The following is a 15,385-nucleotide window of genomic DNA, read 5'->3' on the forward strand; positions in this document are numbered from 1 at the left end:
TGTAGCGGCGCATTTTTTTTGGCAATGTTTATCAAGATATTTGGCAAAATTGCGCCGTTATAGAAGTGAGGTTCTCACCCTTTCGTCTCAATGATTTCTTGACATTCTTCAGCCGAAATGTACTTAGGAACATACGACTGAAGCTTATCTTCATCAGCAAAACCTTTTCGCCAGCAGTCCATAAGAAATGCGAAAAATAGGCTCTTCATTATGCATTACCCCCTTCGTCCATCATACCCATCACAGCCAACTGCAACGCGTCAAGCTGCCTCCGAAGCTCTTCGTTCTCCGCCTGTAGCTTTCAATCGGGCCGGGCTCACGTGGTCTATTGCGTTCTGCTTCATAAGCTGCCTCGTACTCTTCTTCCGTAATAAGATGGATGTCCTCGTGTTCCGGGATTTCTTCCCTTGACTGCTCTGTTATGACATAAAAGTCATATGATTCTGAAGGATATACCAGTGTGCCCGGGACAAACTTGTTCGTGTCCAAACCCTTGTAATCATAGTTACCGCCTCTCGGCCCTATAACATTTGTTAATTTTAATCCATCATGTTAATCCTCCTTATCGATATGCGTGTGCTCCAAGAAATTGAATAACGCCTGAGTCTGATGTGCTTTTGTCTGTCATTTCGTAACTAAAGGACAGGTTGTTTCTCGTAATAATAGTATGCTTGCGAGCTATCGGCGAATAACTTTGTCGTGCTACATACAGTTTTGTCTTGCTTAAAAAAACAGCTTCCTCGGCGCTGACACTTCCGGAAGGCATTGTGAAATAAGGTACTGCTGCATGGTTTAAAATTCTTACAGGGTCTCTATCTCTATAACCTCTATCAACAATGAACGTGTTAGAGCCGTCACGAGTGACTGCGATTACTTCGTAGTCGGGAGCAGAAGAATCCACATTGTTTTTTGATATGAGTTTTCCCGCATGGTCATACAGTTCATATGTTTTTGAAGAGCCACTCAACACGATAAGTACAACATTATCGCCTACCACCAAACTACTCGCCGCAAACTCCCGTGGAGCGCCCAGATGTACTGCCCTCACAACAGTTCCGTTTGGCGACACCTCATGTAGCTCCGATTGGTATTTTACCGGGGAACCTGATGTTGTTTCTTTGACTAGTACAAAATTATTATCCTTGTTGATAAACATGCCTTTCCCAACATAGTTTCCCAGCATGTCAAAGAACGTGCTTGTTAGGGCGAGGTTGCCCTTCGCTTGTGGAATACCACTAATTGCAGCAGCCAATTGGTCAAACGTACTATTCGCGGAGACTGGCCCGCCACCTTTGTCGTTGATGACCCCCGCGACTTTCCCTTTCCCATCAACGACAGATTGCTTTACCGAATCGAGCTCCGTTATGATATTGCGCGATTGGACGGTCAGTGCACCGTTAACAGTGAGCCCGCCCGTGATAGTGCCACCCGAGCGCGGCAGACTTGCGCTTTTGGCGTTCGATTCAGCTTGGTTTGCTTTTGCCTGTGCCCCTTCAGTCGTTTCCTTTGCATTCCAAGCCGTCCGCTCGGCAGCCGTAATATGCCGGACTTGATCCTCAGTATGAGCTTCGATGGCTCCTTGTGCATTGACAGCTGCTTGCATCGCCTCGTTTACGGCCTTCGGCGTGGCTGCCTTCGTCTCGTCGGTGCTGTCCGTTGCATTTGATAGCTGGGTGATGCCCGCCTGGGTCAGGGAAGCAGCCGGAACCTTCACATCATCAATCCGCTGGCTGAGCTGGTATATCCCTTCCTCAATGTTATTTAGGTTTCGGGCTGATATCGGCGTGCCTTCCTGGATGACTTCGCCAGTCGGTGCAACGATATGGTCACGCCATTCGGTGCGGTTATATGCCAAGCCCCTCGACCTCCATTTCAATCAATCTATATTTGAATGCTACATACAAGCCCTTACTCGCTGGCTTGATGAATTCTCTTTCAGCCCGGGCAACAATATCGCCGTCATGGTCTATCAATTCAACGTTTCCAATTTGACCCGCGACACTGTCATCGAAATAGATGTACACTCGAACTGTATCTCCCTCGGCAGTAAGCTTCATGAAGTCAATCCGTTTCGTCTCGCCTGAGTTTTGATATGCTGCATGAGAGAGAGAATCGGCGAATCTTTGTAATTGCTTTTGAAGTCCGATTTCTGTAAAAGTCTTCACGACGTCGTCACCTCGTTAGCAGGTGGCCATGTGCCACATTTGATTGTGTTGCAGGGAGGAGTATGGATCAAGTAACCAACCCCTGTCGGCCACGTCCCGCATTTGATGGTATTACAGAGCGGCAGCCCTACAGAGCCGAAGCTGAAGGTAGATTGTATCACTACAGTCGATCCGGCCCCTTCTTCGATGCCGTAACTAGGCTTTGAACGAGCTGGCTTTACCTTCATCACTTCTGCATCAATGACGGCGATGTCATTAATTCCGCTCGGTGCCGAGCTGCCCAGGTAGACAATAAATTCGGCCCAACGCTCCGGGTCATGGATATAATAGGGCTCGATATATGAATGCTCATATCCAAGCGCCCGAAGCGCGGTAAGTATGCCTTCCTTGGTTCCGGCTTGTTCCGCTATAAGGTTCTTCATCATCAACCGTAAACGATACGCCTCAACGTCTTCGCCCTTTAATCGTGGCATGTCCCGATCCCGACCGTGTTCGAGTAGCATCGTCTCGCTTGCAGAGATGATCATCGATTCCTCGCGGACGCGGAAGATGTCTTCCTTCGTCTGGTCAAACAATTTGCCAATTACCTTGAGAAAGATATAGAACTGATTATCCTTCTTGGCAATTTTTTTTAATGGGCCATATAGGAGATAAAACATGTAATCACTGAATTTTTGAAACATGTAGTTACCCCTCATCAGCCTAACGGTGACCTCACCGAGAACAATCACCTTGGAGTTGTCCAAGACAACGTCTTGCGGCGGATTATTGACCTTTACGTTCCTGACGTCGAGTTCCTTCCGAATCGCGAAAATGATGTCTGAATGATTCAATTCATTCAGGCTGCGACCTTTTTTGATTCGGAGGAGCTCTGTCAGAATGGCCTTGGCGCGCTCTTCTATGCCTGCATCGGATGCATCCGATGCTATCCAAATGGTTATATCAATGTCCTGTGTCACCGTATCCGATGCCTTAACCAGGAGGTTGTCGTCCGGGCCTTTTATCTTCTCGGCCTCCTCTCGGACTTTTTGAAGGAGGCCTTCTGATGGTGTGCCCGCCGTTCCCGTGACAATGATGTCAATCGTGCCCTGGCCGCGAGGGTGAAGGTCATCGACGCGTACATATAGCACGCCGGGGATAGCTTCGCATACGTTTTTGTACTTGGCAGCTATCGGCAACGTGGAGAGCTCCGCCCAGGAATTCAATGTTCGTGCCCGTAGGCTCTCTATATCTTCGAGGTCGCTGCCTTCACGGGTAATCCAATCTACATCATTTGTAATCTCGTCTATGCTCTCGATGTGGGTCAATGACCGCCGGATTTGACCGGGCGGAACGTTGTATGTTGATCCTGCCTTTTCGGCCTCTACTGCCACACGATGGGATAGGGCATCCGCTGGCATTGTGCTATTTTCCAGGGCGATGAACCGGAGTTCCTCGCCGAGCATATCCGGTTCCGTCCGGAAAACGTCTCCTTTGGCAATCTTGACTGCTTTTCCTGCCGCCTTGCGCTTCAACGTCACGAATCCCCGTGTTTTTCGGGCTGTTTTCTCCGCTTGGAGAAGTCCGCTGCTTTCAGCTCCAACCAACCGGATTCGGCATGCGCAACAAACTGGTTGTTCAACACCTTTCGCAAAAGAAGAACCAAGTCAATCCGTACTTGAATGGCAATCATCATCAGCGTATAGAATACGCCGCCCGTGAATAGATTCGTTATGACGAAGCCTTCTTGTTCAAGCTCTTCCCGCAGCTTGTTTTTTGTCTCTTCCCGGTCGGGGATGGGGAGCAGTTGATCCAACACCTTATCATCAATCAACGAGTACCACCTCAACTTTCACTCTGTCCAGGTCGACATCAAGCTCATACAAGCGTTCGTCGCCTCGAAACCTGAAGGAAGCATGAACGGTAATGGCATCCCCCCTGAACGCTGTAATGACCTGAATTGTGTCCGCGTCAATCTCGATCCGGCGCTCCAGCTTTTCCTTCACGCGTTGCTCGATTTCCAGCCTCGTGAGCTCATCATCCTGCGACTGGATAAACTCCAGCAATGACCACCCCCAGGACTCGTCATAGAAAAGCTCGCCTTCCTGGGTCAACGCTTCCAATCGGATATCTTGGAATAAACAATCATAGTCAGTGACGAGCAAGGCCTCGCCGTTTGCGGCTGCCGCTGGCTGCCAGTTGGCATCCAGACGGATGTCTGAATCGTGAAGGCCTGCCATTACTCCACCGCCGCCTTGCCAATGATATGGGCATCCACTTGTCCGTAGAGAAGAAGCACGGCCACAATATCACCTAGATCGAATTTCTTGTCAGACTTGACATTCGGGATCTCCGGAAACCGCTCATCAACCGTGCGAGCTTCGTTTAGCATCTTCAGGTTATATTCGTGGATATCCGTCCCCTCGCTAACCCTGGTCACTTCGGCGAGCATTCCGGCGGCGAGCTGCACATGAGGATATTGCTCTTTGATCCGCTTATCAATGACCGCTTGAATCATGTCCTCTAACAAGATACCGCCCTCCTTAAAAGTAAATTCGAGTTCGGATAAATCCCGTTGCCGATGTAGAAATACAACCTTTTTGACAGCGAACTCGCCGATACCTTCGGATGTTGTACCCGAATAACATGCGAATGCCTAACAAAAGGGACGGACACGGTTTCGAGTTCCCATGCACCGCCTGAACGCTCCAGTGAGATGATATTCTCGGCATAGACAAACTCGTATATGAGAGGCTGTTCCGGCTGCTCTCCCCAGTAGAAGACATTACCCGAGAAGAAAAAGGGCATCTGTGCTTTCCAAATGGAACGGATATCCTCAATGACTGCAAGTGCAGTCTTCTGAAGAATAGGAAGCCGGGCTTTCTTCGGGAACATCTTGGGAGAGAGCACCGAATTTGATATCCCTGCTTTGCCGAGCAAGTAGTTCAGCATCTCCTGGGGAGTCACATCCAAAAAGGTGTTCGATACTATCGTCTCTTCCAGCAGTATCATTCCATCCTTCAGGATGATTTCATTTTGGTTGGCAGAAGAATATGGACTGACCACATACCCCTCGAATACGTCATGGAACTCTCCATCATAGCCGAGCTCGATACTGGCCGGAGCCTTCCGACTAATCGAAAGCTTATCCTGGAATTGCTCCGTAAATCTGACCTTTGCCCAATCAAAGTATGAGTCAGCCGAAGAATACACTTCGATTTCTATTCCTTCTTGGAGTTCATATTCCTCAATGGTGACACGTATCTCGGGATAGAAGAGCTCCATCTCCAGATCCATCATTCGTCCTCCTAGAACGGCAGAGCAGCGAGCTTTTGATTCGTCGAGACAGGCGGCGGGATATCCGTCGCGGCTGTCTTGCTTAATTTAGGTGCGGTTCCCCGGGAACCTGTATCCAGGTAGTTTTGATAATTGGCATTCAGATTGATTCCCGAACCCGAACCGCTCGATGCGCTGCTGCTCTTTTCATTCTTTTTCTTGCTGGATTTCTTGCTTGCCACAATTTTAACTGTCCCGTATTGCCAGAACTCAATGCTGACGGTCATCGCGGAATTCTTGCTCTGTTCTTTGGTCACCAGATTTTTAAAGATAACCTTCGAGATACCACGGGCAGCGGTGTGCTCGTTTACAATGGTGTGCATGACTGGCCTTGCTTGACCCGGCTTCCGGAATAGCTTCTGAATGACAGCCAGTTTTTGCAGTTTCGTGAGCTTCGGGCCATCCTCCAAAATAAGCTCAAGCGTTACCTTGGCGTCCTCATATCCCGTGGCCTGCTTCGGCCGCGCCGCCTTGCCCTCGATTTCCTGTTCCTCCACGCGAGCATCCTCTTTAATTTCAAGGCTCTTGAACAGGCCAGGGAGGACAACCTTGCCGACCTTTACTGTACTTTCATCGACATAGATCATGCTCTACCTCCCGTTGATGGGGTCATGCCGTTGCTGTTGGTATAGTCTCGGATTTCTTCAAGCAGTTTGAACAGGGCAGGCAAGTCCTTCAGGCTGCTTAGGTCGACCGACAACTCCAATCTTTCGATGTTCATGCCTCTGTCGGTTTCCTTTGTGGTGGTATTGCTCTCGGAACGGTTCATGATCGTCTCGCGTAGGTTGATTTTCTTCACGTCATCACGCGAAAGATCCATTTTGGCAAAGGCACGCTCCGTCATTTCTGCCGGAACGTTTTCGCTCTGTTCCATCCCTGTGCCAATCGTCTCGAATACTCGACGGCCTGATAACGTCAGCTCGGATAGCGGGCCTTCATGTGCATCGGAGAAGGGAAGAAGCTCCCTGACCTTTGCTAGTCCTGATTTCACCATATTGACTGGTGCGTTAATGACGCTCTTGATCCCGTCCGTGAAAGTCGTAATGACTTTAGAACCGGACTCTCGGAACCAGCTCAATGTGCCAGTAATGAAGTCTTTACACCACTGAACACTTTTTTGGAATACATCCGTAATGCCGCTCCAGAGATTCGAGAAAAAGCTCTTAATGCTGCTCCAATTATTGATGATCAGCATCGGAATTCCGATGAATGGGAAAAATGCAGCGATTGCGACCTGAAGCCAACCCGGCATCCCATTGAACAAATTGCGAATCCAATCGAAACCCGCGACGATGCCGTTCACGAAGCCATCCCATAAGCTCGAAAGGAAACTCACGACGGCATCCCAGTTTTGCCATAACAGTACGAGAGCAGCTATCAAGGCCATAATACCGACCACGACCCACGTAATCGGGTTGGCAAGTAGTGCAGCCGTAAATGACCATACCGAAGCAATCAGACCGGGCATTGCTCTGACGGCGGTCATTATCGCCTGACGTGCCATGTGCGCCATACCAACTGCCACATTCTTTATTCCGGTCACGGCTCCCTTCGTAACCGTTCCAATACCTTTGAATCCGGCCCTGATACCGTCCCCGGCATAGAGGGCCATAATCCTGATCGTCGTGAGCATGCTTGGTATTGCTCTTAACGCTGTCCGAAAGCCGCGAACGATGCCGCTTGTCTTGGTAATAACCATGCCTACAGCACCAAATACACCGATAAGCGTGCCCAGTCCGGTCAAAAGACCTCCGATGGTCAATAGGACAATGGCGAGAACTTTGACAAGCTCCTGATTCTCAGCAATCCATTCTCCGACACTCTGTAATACTCTCTCTCCTTGTTCAATTATCTGATTATAGGTAGGGAGGAGCTGTTTCCCGATCTCCTCAGTAAGATTACGAACTCGCTGAGTTAGCCGGGTATATTTTTCGCCTTCTGTTTCATTTATTGCGCCCGCCATCTTAGTAGCGATATCTGCCCCTTGCCCCATAGAGTCATAAAGAAGCAAAATGTTATCTTGTAGTTCACCCGTTTTGTTATAGAGCAGGTCAATCAAGGCTACGGCTTCATCTGTACCGAATGCTTTTTGTAGCTGCATCTTCTCCGCTGCATCCATCGTCTCTCCGAACTTGCCACGGAGAAGAGAAAGGATCTCAGGCATCGATAGCAGTTGGTTATTCGTATCTGTAAACTTCAATCCAAGCTCTTCACCCGCCTTCGCTGCTGAGCGGAAGAACGCTTTATATTTTGTTCCCGCCTCAGACCCGGACATCGTAGCTTGTAGCATACCCACAATGGCGAGCTGTTCTTCGAGCGGTACATTCGCCGATGTTGCAGCTGCCCCGAGCGTCTGAATCGCTTGAGACATTCCAGAACCGGATGTCTTGAATATCCGGATGGAATCGGATATGCCCGCCGAGAAAGCTTCAGCAAATTCAATGTCCGACATGTCCTTGTAGTAATCCTTATAGATCCCGTACCCTGTAGCAAACAACGATGTCATCTCTTCAACGGAGGCCTTAGTCGCTTTACCCGTCAGGCCAGCCAAACGAGTATATTCCGCAACGCCTTCATCCGTCAGAGATGCAATCCCGGATTTGATTGAGTACGCTGCCGTCAAAAAGTCTGATTTTGTTGTGCCAGCCCACTGATCGGAAAAGTCTCTCGCAGCCTGCTCCAAGAGCCCCAAGTTCTCCGTTCCCAGAGATGCCAGCTCCCCAAGAGCCCGGCGCGTGTCGAATGTGGCCTCTACTGGCTTCAGCACCGAGTCCGATATTTGCATCCCGACTCCGGCCATCAACAGACCAGTTTTCGTCATACTGCCGAAGCTTTGGTTCAATCTATCAATCTTGCTTACTGACCCGTCCACTGTTGCGTTAATACGTGACATTGGGCCGGATAACTGGTCAATCATTCCTACGATGACTGAAAGCCTAAAAATAGAATCCAGACTCACAACATTATCACCCCGTTCCATTTTCCTGATATTGGTGGTATATTTGTCTTATACATATAGTGAAGAGGAGGAACTCCAAATGGTTGGTATTGCATTTGCGTTTAAACTGCTTGTATTCGCCATCTGTGCGGGTGCAGTGATATCCATCCTCATCTTTGTACCGCTCACCATATATGTCATTCCGTATTGCCTATGGGTCGGGAACGAGCAAACAATGGGCCGCCACCAGGATAAGAAAAAAGAGGGGATTCGAAAGACCGTCAAGCACGCTACCATCCTATATCGAAGCTGGATTCGAAGAGAGAAGCCATCCTTTTAGGGGATGGCCTTTTTACTCCCCGAAGACTTTTGTAATTGCCCTCGCTAGGATGTTCTCTTCAAGCTCCTGGATGACTCTAGCTTGAGCCAAGGCCCGAATAAACTCATCCATGTCCATGTCTCCGACTTCTTTCCCCTTTAGAACAGCAGGAGGCAAAAACCGATAGATTTCCAGCATGCCGGACTCTATAAAATTGGTTTTTACCTCCTGGAGACAGCTATCTAAAGTAGCTTTAAATTTACGTCCTTGCTCAGGCCTAACATGGTGAGAAGCTTCTCCCCAAGTGATAAAGCAAAAGCTGGGTATTCTTCGAGGTGCGCCTCCAACTGTGCGGCCTGTTCATCGACGACATTGTCCATGACGAACGCACGCAGAGCTTTCGTCGGACTTTGAGATGCTGTCTTCACATAGCGGTCATAGCTGGCCGTCTTCGGCTTACGGAAATAATATTCGATTTCAAGATTAGAAGAATCGTCTTGCTCAATCGTTGCTAATAAACGGTACACCTTGCCATATCGAGCCTTATATACTTCGATTGGAGTTGGTTCGAGTACGGCGATCTCAGTTTCTTTGGTCATTATAGATACCTCCGAATTTTGTCATCTATTTTGATAAATAATGCAATCAGATAGGCTTGACTCCGTCTCTGTCAATGCCATTGACGATGATAAAGTCAAGGTCAACCTTCAGTGACTTGTCTCCCTGGGCATTCTTGTGTGACGCCTTTGTGAAAGTGACCGTATTCAGGACGTCCGTCCGTGTCCGCCCGCCGCCGTCGGCGTAGCTGACGACGATTTTCGGGATCACAAGGCGGTACAGCCCAAGATTTTTACTCTTGCAGTACTGGACAATGTCGTCATAGTCATCCCGCAGCAGGCTCAGCTTGCCCTCTGATTTATAATTTCCTTCGCCGTATCCTCGTGGCCGTTGCCCTTTGCCGTAAGCGACTTCCTTTTCCAGTTCATCATCGTAGGATATTTCTTGCACTTCCAGGGAGAGGCCCGGTATGGAGATGGTGATATCTCCCCAGTCGTATACCTTTCCATTGATAATTGCCATTGGTTATTCCCTCCCGAACGGATTTTCCATTCCAATGTCGATCTGAATCTCCCGAATATGCCCAATCGGCACATAGCGGATGATGACATCCAGTTGTTCCGATACCAGAATGTCCTGGTCTGACGGGACGATAATCCGGCCTGAAGAAATCTCCTTGGCGCGAACCATCTCATCGAGCGGCGTCTCAATGAACTTCGCTATCGTCTCCAAGCTGCCCGAAACATCGGTCATATCGACCTCGCTCTGAAGGTGGAGGAGAGCTTCCCGACGAGTCTCACGTATGATCTTGTTCTTGATGCGCACATCTTCGGCGTACCGATAATCCGATCCATCCGGGGCCATCATCTTGGCATTCGTAACATAAAAACCATCCAGCCCTTCATATCTCCGGAATGTCAGGTACTTCTCTTCATCCAGCAGGCCGACATAGTCTTCAATACCTTCTGGCAGCAGCTCCAACATCTTCGTTTCTGGAATGCTGAAGCTCTTCGTCTCGCCGATAGACTGCTGTGGCTTCGCCAGAGCATACAGCCCGCAGACAATCCCTGCATTGTTGACCACCTTTGTCCGGCCGTCCATCTTCCGATATTTTGACCAGGCGGATACGATTTGCAGGTCATAGTTGGAAAGGCCCTTGCGAGCTTCAATAAGTCGCTGGACGAATGCGTCAATAGATTCATCCATCTCCCACTGCGGAGCCTCACAAATGGCAAAGAGCGGCTTCTTGTACGTATCGCGCAGCTTCACAATCTGCTCCGAGACCGCCGTCCATAGTGGTTTGGCCGATTCGCCCACAATATGCACAAATTCGAAGGAGAAGCTGACGTTCCGCAGCTTGTCCATCGCTGCTAAAACATCCTGATTACTCATTTGCGGCGCGGTCGTCGATACGGTATAGGTGTCGCCGACCAGGAAGGATTTCGCCTTGTCTTGCTCTGCTTCCGAAAATGCAAATTTCAGGCCAGTACCCGGTATGTCCAGTACGCCACTGAGGGGGAGAGTGACCTCCTGCTCGAACAAGCCGTCAACCTCATACCGAATGGCTGCCTCATTCAGCCCGCCGCTCTCCGTCACTTGCATCGTAACCTTGACGGCATTGGATGGGTTTCCGGTGACCGTCGCGCTTCCTGTGCCGCTTCCGTCCTTCTGTACTTGCCCCACCGTGCCGGGAACGGCAGGGGAGACCGGGAAGCAATAGATTTTGCCAGCCCCATTCTCTATACTGTCCATGACGGCATCGGCCAGCGGGCTATGACCAAGCAATTCCTTGATTTTCTTGTCGTTCATATTCCCGCTTATGACGACAGGGGAGGCGGACGGTGCGGCAGCTACACCGATTTTGACATGGACTCCTTCACCTAGGTTCGTGCGGATGCCGAGTCCGCCGTCGGTGATGGTCGTCGTTACATCTCTAAGCATTTTCTATCACCTTCTTTCCGCTGATGGGGCCGGACAGGAATCTATCCACGGCCTTGCTGTAGGCAGCCATTGTCACTTGCTTGCCAGGCTTCCAGCTTTCAGCGGCAGCAACACCGTGATAAACTGCATCCGGAGTAGCGCACCGTTCCCGCAACTCTTCGACGGGGACAAGTTCCGGGGAACCCCCGTCCTTACTATCCTTGCTCGCCATATCCATCCTCCTTCTCGATGCTACGTACATGGTAATTGACCTTGGCGAAGTCCGTATCTTTGTAGACGCCGCCTCGGATAAGTCCACCTTCAATTGCACTGCGATTTTTTGCTTGCAAAATGCTGTCTTCCTTGTCTACCCAGTCGCTTCCTCGACTTCAAGCGCGGTATAGTTGCCGTCAATCAAAATGCCTGGGTCGAGCAATGCCAGGAAGGCTTCGAATATGGCGGTCAGCCTTCTCCGTGGCTGTACGTTCGCTATTACGACAACAAATGTGTTTCGCGCTCGAACATTTACGCCGTTTATGCTTTTGCCATGTTTTCGTCGCGATAGAGCTTCTTGCTGTAGGCTCGTGAGAATGTGTCCCGATCCGGGATTACCGCGCCGACCTGACTTTCTCTGTACCCTCTAGCTCTTTCATGCTTGTGCATACCTTGCTTTTGATTCCAGCGGCCTTTAGCTTTTGGACAAGGTACTCTTTACATGTTCGATATCATGCTTATTCCTCCGCTAGGGCATCTTCCAGCGTGCCCTTGATGTCGAGCATGTCCTCCTCGATATACCGAGGTATGACGTGCCGGAATCTTGATATGACTTTGACCTGGCGCTTGCGGATCCAGCGGCCGTCGATTTTAAAAATCAGACCTCTGCGCGTCTTTGCCCGGATGGTTACAGAGCGGCCCTTTTCCCCAAATTGGTGAGTTCGGGCATATAGTACATTCGTTCCGACTGCAAACCTGAACCATCTGCCGTTGATTTAATGGAATTCTTCAGGCGAGCACTATCTGTCAGGGTGGAGCCATTTTCTTGTGATGCCCGGATGGAGGTACTCCAGGCCTTGCCGTCTGGGCCCTTTTGTTCCTTAAACCGTTCCAGGGTTGATGTTCGTAGCGCTTCCGCCAGAACCAGACCAGTTCTTCGAATGTCTACCTCTTGGAGTTTCCGCAGCCGCTTCATGAGCCGCCGGACATCGCCTTCAAGCCGTATACTATACATATCTCACAGCCCCCGCATGCTGGCTCGCGAAAACAGGCGTGGGCTACTCTGTGCGGAAAAGGCCGTGGCCGCTTTGCTTGAACCGTCGCTGACGCCGATATCGATAATCCCTTTTGCCACGTTCTCTAGGAACCGTATAGCCGCGTTATATCGATTCAGATAGTTCTTTTCCTTCTCGCCCTCGTCGATGCCGATGCGGCTGAACAGGTTGTATACCGCGATGTCCTTAGCATACTTGTTGATTACCTTCGGCACCCGAGAGAGGGGGACGGAATACCTCTTTACGAGATACCCGTCGATTTCTCCGGATGCGTCGGCAATGGCCTCTTCGATGATGGGGGCGATCAGCTCCTCGCGTTGCTCCTCGTCCTCGATGTAGCGGTCTCCGATTAGCGCGTTCAGCGCGTCATCCTTAATCATCCCTCGGACTTCTTCCGTGGTACAGTACATTCGATTCACCTCTTATGGCGTTCAATCTTGAGACAGCTCTTCCTTTGGCGGCTCCGGATTTACTTCGTCCTCTTCGCCTGTACTTCCGTATGCCATTTGCCAGAATCCATAACCGGCATTCGAGCGGCCGTCTACGCCATAGAGGAATTGCTTACGCATGAAGACATTCTCATCCGTATCCCGATCCATGGCGACAAACCTAGCCGCCTTGCGCTCCTGGTAGATGAGCGGCTTCAGCGGCTTTGTCGTGCAGAGCAAAAACCAAGCATCTGGGCTCTCGGCCAAGTCTGGCACGACAAGCAGCTCCGCCGTGCTTTTAAATGTATTAGTCGTTCCATCAATTTGATCTGCATAAAGAATCTTGCGTCCCATTTCTTCATTGGCCGGAGAGACCACAAGCAGATTAGGCACAAGCTTCAAACTCTTGCCACCATCATCAACAAGGGACATCATGGCGCTTCTTGCAGCAGCATATGAGCGGACGGAGAGCTTTTTAGTCCCTTTGTTGCTGAAGACTTTCTCTCCGATTTTGTGCTTATCCGAGAAAAACGGCTGTTTATCGTAACACTTTTCTTTGAACCCTTTGAGCAGCAAACCAAATACCAATTCATCCGGATGAGCTGCTGCGCTTTGGCCCATATCCTGTACAATAGGGTTATACAGACCAATAGTGTCATCCTCGATATCATTGCGATCCACACCGACCGTCAGTTCATAGTCTTTGTTTTTGATGGTATAATCGGATGCTTGCAGGTTTTGGATTTCACGATCACCGACCCATTCCCGCATACGTGGCATCTTTCCAAGCCATTTGTAATTTTCCTCGCCCGTCGTGGATGGAACCTTCGTGGCTACTTGTTCCCACTGTGTTTTCGTCTCTTCGAATGCCTTCGTATACAAGATATTGAATGCGGTATAGATACCGCGCAGAGCCTGCTGATTAACTATCATTCCATTTCCTCCTCTATGAATTGTTCAGCTTATAACGTTTCAACAACAACGTAGCTGCCGTCAATGCCTATGACCTTACCAGCCACACTGGAGCCTGTAGCCGTGGCCGTGACGGTCTCGTCATCAACGAAATAGCAACTTTTCAGCATATCCTTAGCTGTCACTGCTCCGGTAGCTGCATTGTTCCACTTGAACACGCCGCGTCGGACACGAATGGTTGCATCCCCGTCAGCACCTAACGAATTGTCTATATACTCCTCAGCTCGCCCGGCTGCGATCAAATTGGTTGCTTTTGCCCCCGGAACGGCCAAGCCGTTCGCGTCGATAGCGACGAATGAGCCATCAAAAATCTTGACTCCACCTTTGACCGGAATGACAAGCGTTCTTCCGTCGGCGAACTCCGTTGTATTGCGTCCTTGTGACAGTGCCATAAGGCCTTTCCTCCTCCCAATTATGTCTTTTATTTTCCGCCGTACTTCTCCAGGTCTTCATCCGAAATGTCAAGCATTTTACAGACCTTCAGGCTCATCTCATCAATCCCCTTCGACTGCGCCTTTCCGTCCTCGATTTCAAGTTCACCGACCGGAACCACTTGCGGGGCCTTTTCAACAAACTTTTTAAAGCCTTGCGGGTCTTTGAGTGCGTATTCTTCCGCCCAAGCCTTTTGAGCGGCGGAAATCTTGCCATCCTTCAGGGCCGTCATCACGAGCTCATCCGAATCCTTTTTATCCAGTCGCGCCTTCAGAGCATGGAACTCCGAAACAGGCACGAAGCCGGAAGGATTTTTCAATGCCATAATGGCCGCTGCTACGTCTTCCGTTTTCGCATCTTCCGCAACGCCGAGCAGCGTCATAATCGTTTTGTTGGCGACGATTTCTTCTTCGTCGTCTTTCTTTTCTTTTTCCTTCTCTTCCGTCGAATTAGCTTGTAACGCCTGAAGCTTTTGCAGGACTTGCTCTTCGGTAGCTTCTTCGCCCAGACCAAGCAGGGCGGCAAGTTGTTTCAAAAAATCCATGTTATTTCCTCCCTCGTATTGGGTAATGTCAAGCGAATTGATAATCGGGAACATTCCATCAATTGCGGGTGTATTTGTCAGCGCAACCGAGTGCAGCACAACGGCCTTGTGATCCGATTTGCGCACCAGCACAACCGGGGACAGGTAGCGGTATTCCTTGTTCTTCAGGTACTCTTCCGCCTTGGGTGTCCATTCCACCTTGCCAGCGATGGCATTATCCTGGATGATGAGTTCCTTAATCCAACCGCCAGCGGGGGCCTGCACATCCTCCAGCGTCTGATGCTCATAGTCGATGACGATATCAAGCGCCCGGCGGTGGAACGTTTCCTTCATCGCCCGAAAGGACTCTTCATCGACTACAAAGTTTCCTTTCTGGGACTTCACATGCCCAAGCGGCAGCAGCTTAATTACGGTCGGCACGCCTTGAACTTCGGTTACCGTACCTGAACATACAATCCATTTTTTCAGCGTGATCACCTCCTCGCCGATTCATGTCGACTGCAACGCCGTTATAACGCGTTATAAC

At 50.0% G+C, this 15,385-nt stretch carries 21 protein-coding genes; 1 reads left to right on the forward strand and 20 read right to left on the reverse strand.

Annotated features, from left to right (window positions below):
* Window positions 1-562: 562 nt before the first annotated feature.
* The 9 genes from OCY70_RS35455 to OCY70_RS35495 are packed head-to-tail and all read right to left on the reverse strand — an operon-like array spanning window position 563 to window position 8,439.
* A complete protein-coding gene (locus OCY70_RS35455; RefSeq protein ID WP_213431382.1) occupies window positions 563-1,855 on the reverse strand; it encodes a phage tail protein in 1,293 nt (430 codons plus the stop codon).
* The gene (locus OCY70_RS35460; protein ID WP_213431381.1) at window positions 1,845-2,165 is read right to left on the reverse strand and encodes a hypothetical protein; all 321 of its coding nucleotides are present in this window, start codon (window positions 2,163-2,165) and stop codon (window positions 1,845-1,847) included. Before OCY70_RS35460 ends, OCY70_RS35455 begins: the two co-directional genes overlap by 11 nt.
* On the reverse strand, window positions 2,162-3,679 hold the full coding sequence (locus OCY70_RS35465; RefSeq protein WP_261948973.1) for a baseplate J/gp47 family protein: 1,518 nt from the start codon (window positions 3,677-3,679) through the stop codon (window positions 2,162-2,164). Before OCY70_RS35465 ends, OCY70_RS35460 begins: the two co-directional genes overlap by 4 nt.
* 2 nt (window positions 3,680-3,681) lie before the next feature.
* Window positions 3,682-3,978: a hypothetical protein gene (locus tag OCY70_RS35470; RefSeq protein WP_261948974.1), complete on the reverse strand. Its 297-nt coding sequence runs from the start codon at window positions 3,976-3,978 to the stop codon at window positions 3,682-3,684.
* Entirely contained in the window at window positions 3,971-4,384 is a 414-nt protein-coding gene (locus OCY70_RS35475; protein WP_213430853.1) for a DUF2634 domain-containing protein, read from the reverse strand. Before OCY70_RS35475 ends, OCY70_RS35470 begins: the two co-directional genes overlap by 8 nt.
* Window positions 4,384-4,674 (reverse strand): hypothetical protein, encoded by a 291-nt coding sequence (locus OCY70_RS35480; RefSeq protein WP_213430852.1) that lies wholly within the window; start codon window positions 4,672-4,674, stop codon window positions 4,384-4,386. The genes OCY70_RS35475 and OCY70_RS35480 overlap by 1 nt, the downstream gene beginning before the upstream one ends.
* Complete coding sequence (locus OCY70_RS35485; protein WP_261948975.1) at window positions 4,668-5,441, reverse strand: serine/arginine repetitive matrix protein 2; 774 nt, start codon at window positions 5,439-5,441, stop codon at window positions 4,668-4,670. The genes OCY70_RS35480 and OCY70_RS35485 overlap by 7 nt, the downstream gene beginning before the upstream one ends.
* Before the next feature lie 11 nt (window positions 5,442-5,452).
* Window positions 5,453-6,067, reverse strand: coding sequence for a transcriptional regulator (locus OCY70_RS35490; RefSeq protein ID WP_213430851.1), 615 nt, complete (start codon window positions 6,065-6,067; stop codon window positions 5,453-5,455).
* The gene (locus OCY70_RS35495; RefSeq protein ID WP_213430850.1) at window positions 6,064-8,439 is read right to left on the reverse strand and encodes a phage tail tape measure protein; all 2,376 of its coding nucleotides are present in this window, start codon (window positions 8,437-8,439) and stop codon (window positions 6,064-6,066) included. The genes OCY70_RS35490 and OCY70_RS35495 overlap by 4 nt, the downstream gene beginning before the upstream one ends.
* Window positions 8,440-8,518: 79 nt before the next feature.
* On the opposite strand from OCY70_RS35495, the gene OCY70_RS35500 reads away from it, so the two are divergent.
* The gene (locus OCY70_RS35500; protein ID WP_213430849.1) at window positions 8,519-8,758 is read left to right on the forward strand and encodes a hypothetical protein; all 240 of its coding nucleotides are present in this window, start codon (window positions 8,519-8,521) and stop codon (window positions 8,756-8,758) included.
* Between the two features lie 12 nt (window positions 8,759-8,770).
* On the opposite strand, the gene OCY70_RS35505 is transcribed toward OCY70_RS35500, so the two are convergent.
* The 11 genes from OCY70_RS35505 to OCY70_RS35555 all read right to left on the reverse strand — a co-directional run bounded on the left by OCY70_RS35505 (window position 8,771) and on the right by OCY70_RS35555 (window position 15,336).
* The gene (locus tag OCY70_RS35505; RefSeq protein WP_213430856.1) at window positions 8,771-8,935 is read right to left on the reverse strand and encodes a hypothetical protein; all 165 of its coding nucleotides are present in this window, start codon (window positions 8,933-8,935) and stop codon (window positions 8,771-8,773) included.
* 44 nt (window positions 8,936-8,979) lie between these two features.
* Window positions 8,980-9,336, reverse strand: coding sequence for a DUF6848 family protein (locus OCY70_RS35510; RefSeq protein ID WP_213430848.1), 357 nt, complete (start codon window positions 9,334-9,336; stop codon window positions 8,980-8,982).
* Window positions 9,337-9,382: 46 nt separating this feature from the next.
* Window positions 9,383-9,817 carry a hypothetical protein gene (locus OCY70_RS35515; RefSeq protein ID WP_213430847.1) on the reverse strand — a complete coding sequence of 145 codons (435 nt, stop codon included), beginning with the start codon at window positions 9,815-9,817 and terminating at the stop codon, window positions 9,383-9,385.
* Window positions 9,818-9,820: 3 nt separating this feature from the next.
* Window positions 9,821-11,236 carry a DUF2586 domain-containing protein gene (locus tag OCY70_RS35520; protein WP_213430846.1) on the reverse strand — a complete coding sequence of 472 codons (1,416 nt, stop codon included), beginning with the start codon at window positions 11,234-11,236 and terminating at the stop codon, window positions 9,821-9,823.
* A complete protein-coding gene (locus OCY70_RS35525; protein ID WP_213430845.1) occupies window positions 11,229-11,447 on the reverse strand; it encodes a hypothetical protein in 219 nt (72 codons plus the stop codon). Before OCY70_RS35525 ends, OCY70_RS35520 begins: the two co-directional genes overlap by 8 nt.
* Window positions 11,431-11,565, reverse strand: coding sequence for a hypothetical protein (locus OCY70_RS35530; RefSeq protein WP_261948976.1), 135 nt, complete (start codon window positions 11,563-11,565; stop codon window positions 11,431-11,433). The genes OCY70_RS35525 and OCY70_RS35530 overlap by 17 nt, the downstream gene beginning before the upstream one ends.
* Window positions 11,566-12,116: 551 nt before the next feature.
* Entirely contained in the window at window positions 12,117-12,404 is a 288-nt protein-coding gene (locus OCY70_RS35535) for a phage virion morphogenesis protein (RefSeq protein WP_261948977.1), read from the reverse strand.
* 42 nt (window positions 12,405-12,446) lie between these two features.
* Complete coding sequence (locus OCY70_RS35540; RefSeq protein WP_213430842.1) at window positions 12,447-12,893, reverse strand: gp436 family protein; 447 nt, start codon at window positions 12,891-12,893, stop codon at window positions 12,447-12,449.
* Window positions 12,894-12,914: 21 nt separating this feature from the next.
* Window positions 12,915-13,844, reverse strand: a complete 930-nt coding sequence (locus OCY70_RS35545) for a Mu-like prophage major head subunit gpT family protein (protein WP_213430841.1) — start codon at window positions 13,842-13,844, stop codon at window positions 12,915-12,917.
* A gap of 29 nt (window positions 13,845-13,873) precedes the next feature.
* A complete protein-coding gene (locus OCY70_RS35550; protein WP_213430840.1) occupies window positions 13,874-14,275 on the reverse strand; it encodes a hypothetical protein in 402 nt (133 codons plus the stop codon).
* Window positions 14,276-14,304: 29 nt separating this feature from the next.
* Window positions 14,305-15,336, reverse strand: a complete 1,032-nt coding sequence (locus OCY70_RS35555) for a phage protease (RefSeq protein WP_261948978.1) — start codon at window positions 15,334-15,336, stop codon at window positions 14,305-14,307.
* Window positions 15,337-15,385: the final 49 nt, after the last annotated feature.

This window comes from Paenibacillus melissococcoides (assembly GCA_944800085.1).
GTDB lineage: Bacteria > Bacillota > Bacilli > Paenibacillales > Paenibacillaceae > Paenibacillus_B > Paenibacillus_B melissococcoides.

What these genes read in the sequence shown, in the direction of transcription:
- OCY70_RS35510 (WP_213430848.1), bottom strand. Translation starts at nt 9,336, where the DNA reads ATGACCAAAGAAACTGAGATCGCCGTACTCGAACCAACTCCAATCGAA.
- OCY70_RS35505 (WP_213430856.1), bottom strand. Translation starts at nt 8,935, where the DNA reads ATGCTGGAAATCTATCGGTTTTTGCCTCCTGCTGTTCTAAAGGGGAAA.
- OCY70_RS35540 (WP_213430842.1), bottom strand. Translation starts at nt 12,893, where the DNA reads ATGTACTGTACCACGGAAGAAGTCCGAGGGATGATTAAGGATGACGCG.
- OCY70_RS35485 (WP_261948975.1), bottom strand. Translation starts at nt 5,441, where the DNA reads ATGGATCTGGAGATGGAGCTCTTCTATCCCGAGATACGTGTCACCATT.
- OCY70_RS35520 (WP_213430846.1), bottom strand. Translation starts at nt 11,236, where the DNA reads ATGCTTAGAGATGTAACGACGACCATCACCGACGGCGGACTCGGCATC.
- OCY70_RS35525 (WP_213430845.1), bottom strand. Translation starts at nt 11,447, where the DNA reads ATGGCGAGCAAGGATAGTAAGGACGGGGGTTCCCCGGAACTTGTCCCC.
- OCY70_RS35545 (WP_213430841.1), bottom strand. Translation starts at nt 13,844, where the DNA reads ATGATAGTTAATCAGCAGGCTCTGCGCGGTATCTATACCGCATTCAAT.
- OCY70_RS35500 (WP_213430849.1), top strand. Translation starts at nt 8,519, where the DNA reads ATGGTTGGTATTGCATTTGCGTTTAAACTGCTTGTATTCGCCATCTGT.
- OCY70_RS35515 (WP_213430847.1), bottom strand. Translation starts at nt 9,817, where the DNA reads ATGGCAATTATCAATGGAAAGGTATACGACTGGGGAGATATCACCATC.
- OCY70_RS35475 (WP_213430853.1), bottom strand. Translation starts at nt 4,384, where the DNA reads ATGGCAGGCCTTCACGATTCAGACATCCGTCTGGATGCCAACTGGCAG.
- OCY70_RS35535 (WP_261948977.1), bottom strand. Translation starts at nt 12,404, where the DNA reads ATGAAGCGGCTGCGGAAACTCCAAGAGGTAGACATTCGAAGAACTGGT.
- OCY70_RS35550 (WP_213430840.1), bottom strand. Translation starts at nt 14,275, where the DNA reads ATGGCACTGTCACAAGGACGCAATACAACGGAGTTCGCCGACGGAAGA.
- OCY70_RS35490 (WP_213430851.1), bottom strand. Translation starts at nt 6,067, where the DNA reads ATGATCTATGTCGATGAAAGTACAGTAAAGGTCGGCAAGGTTGTCCTC.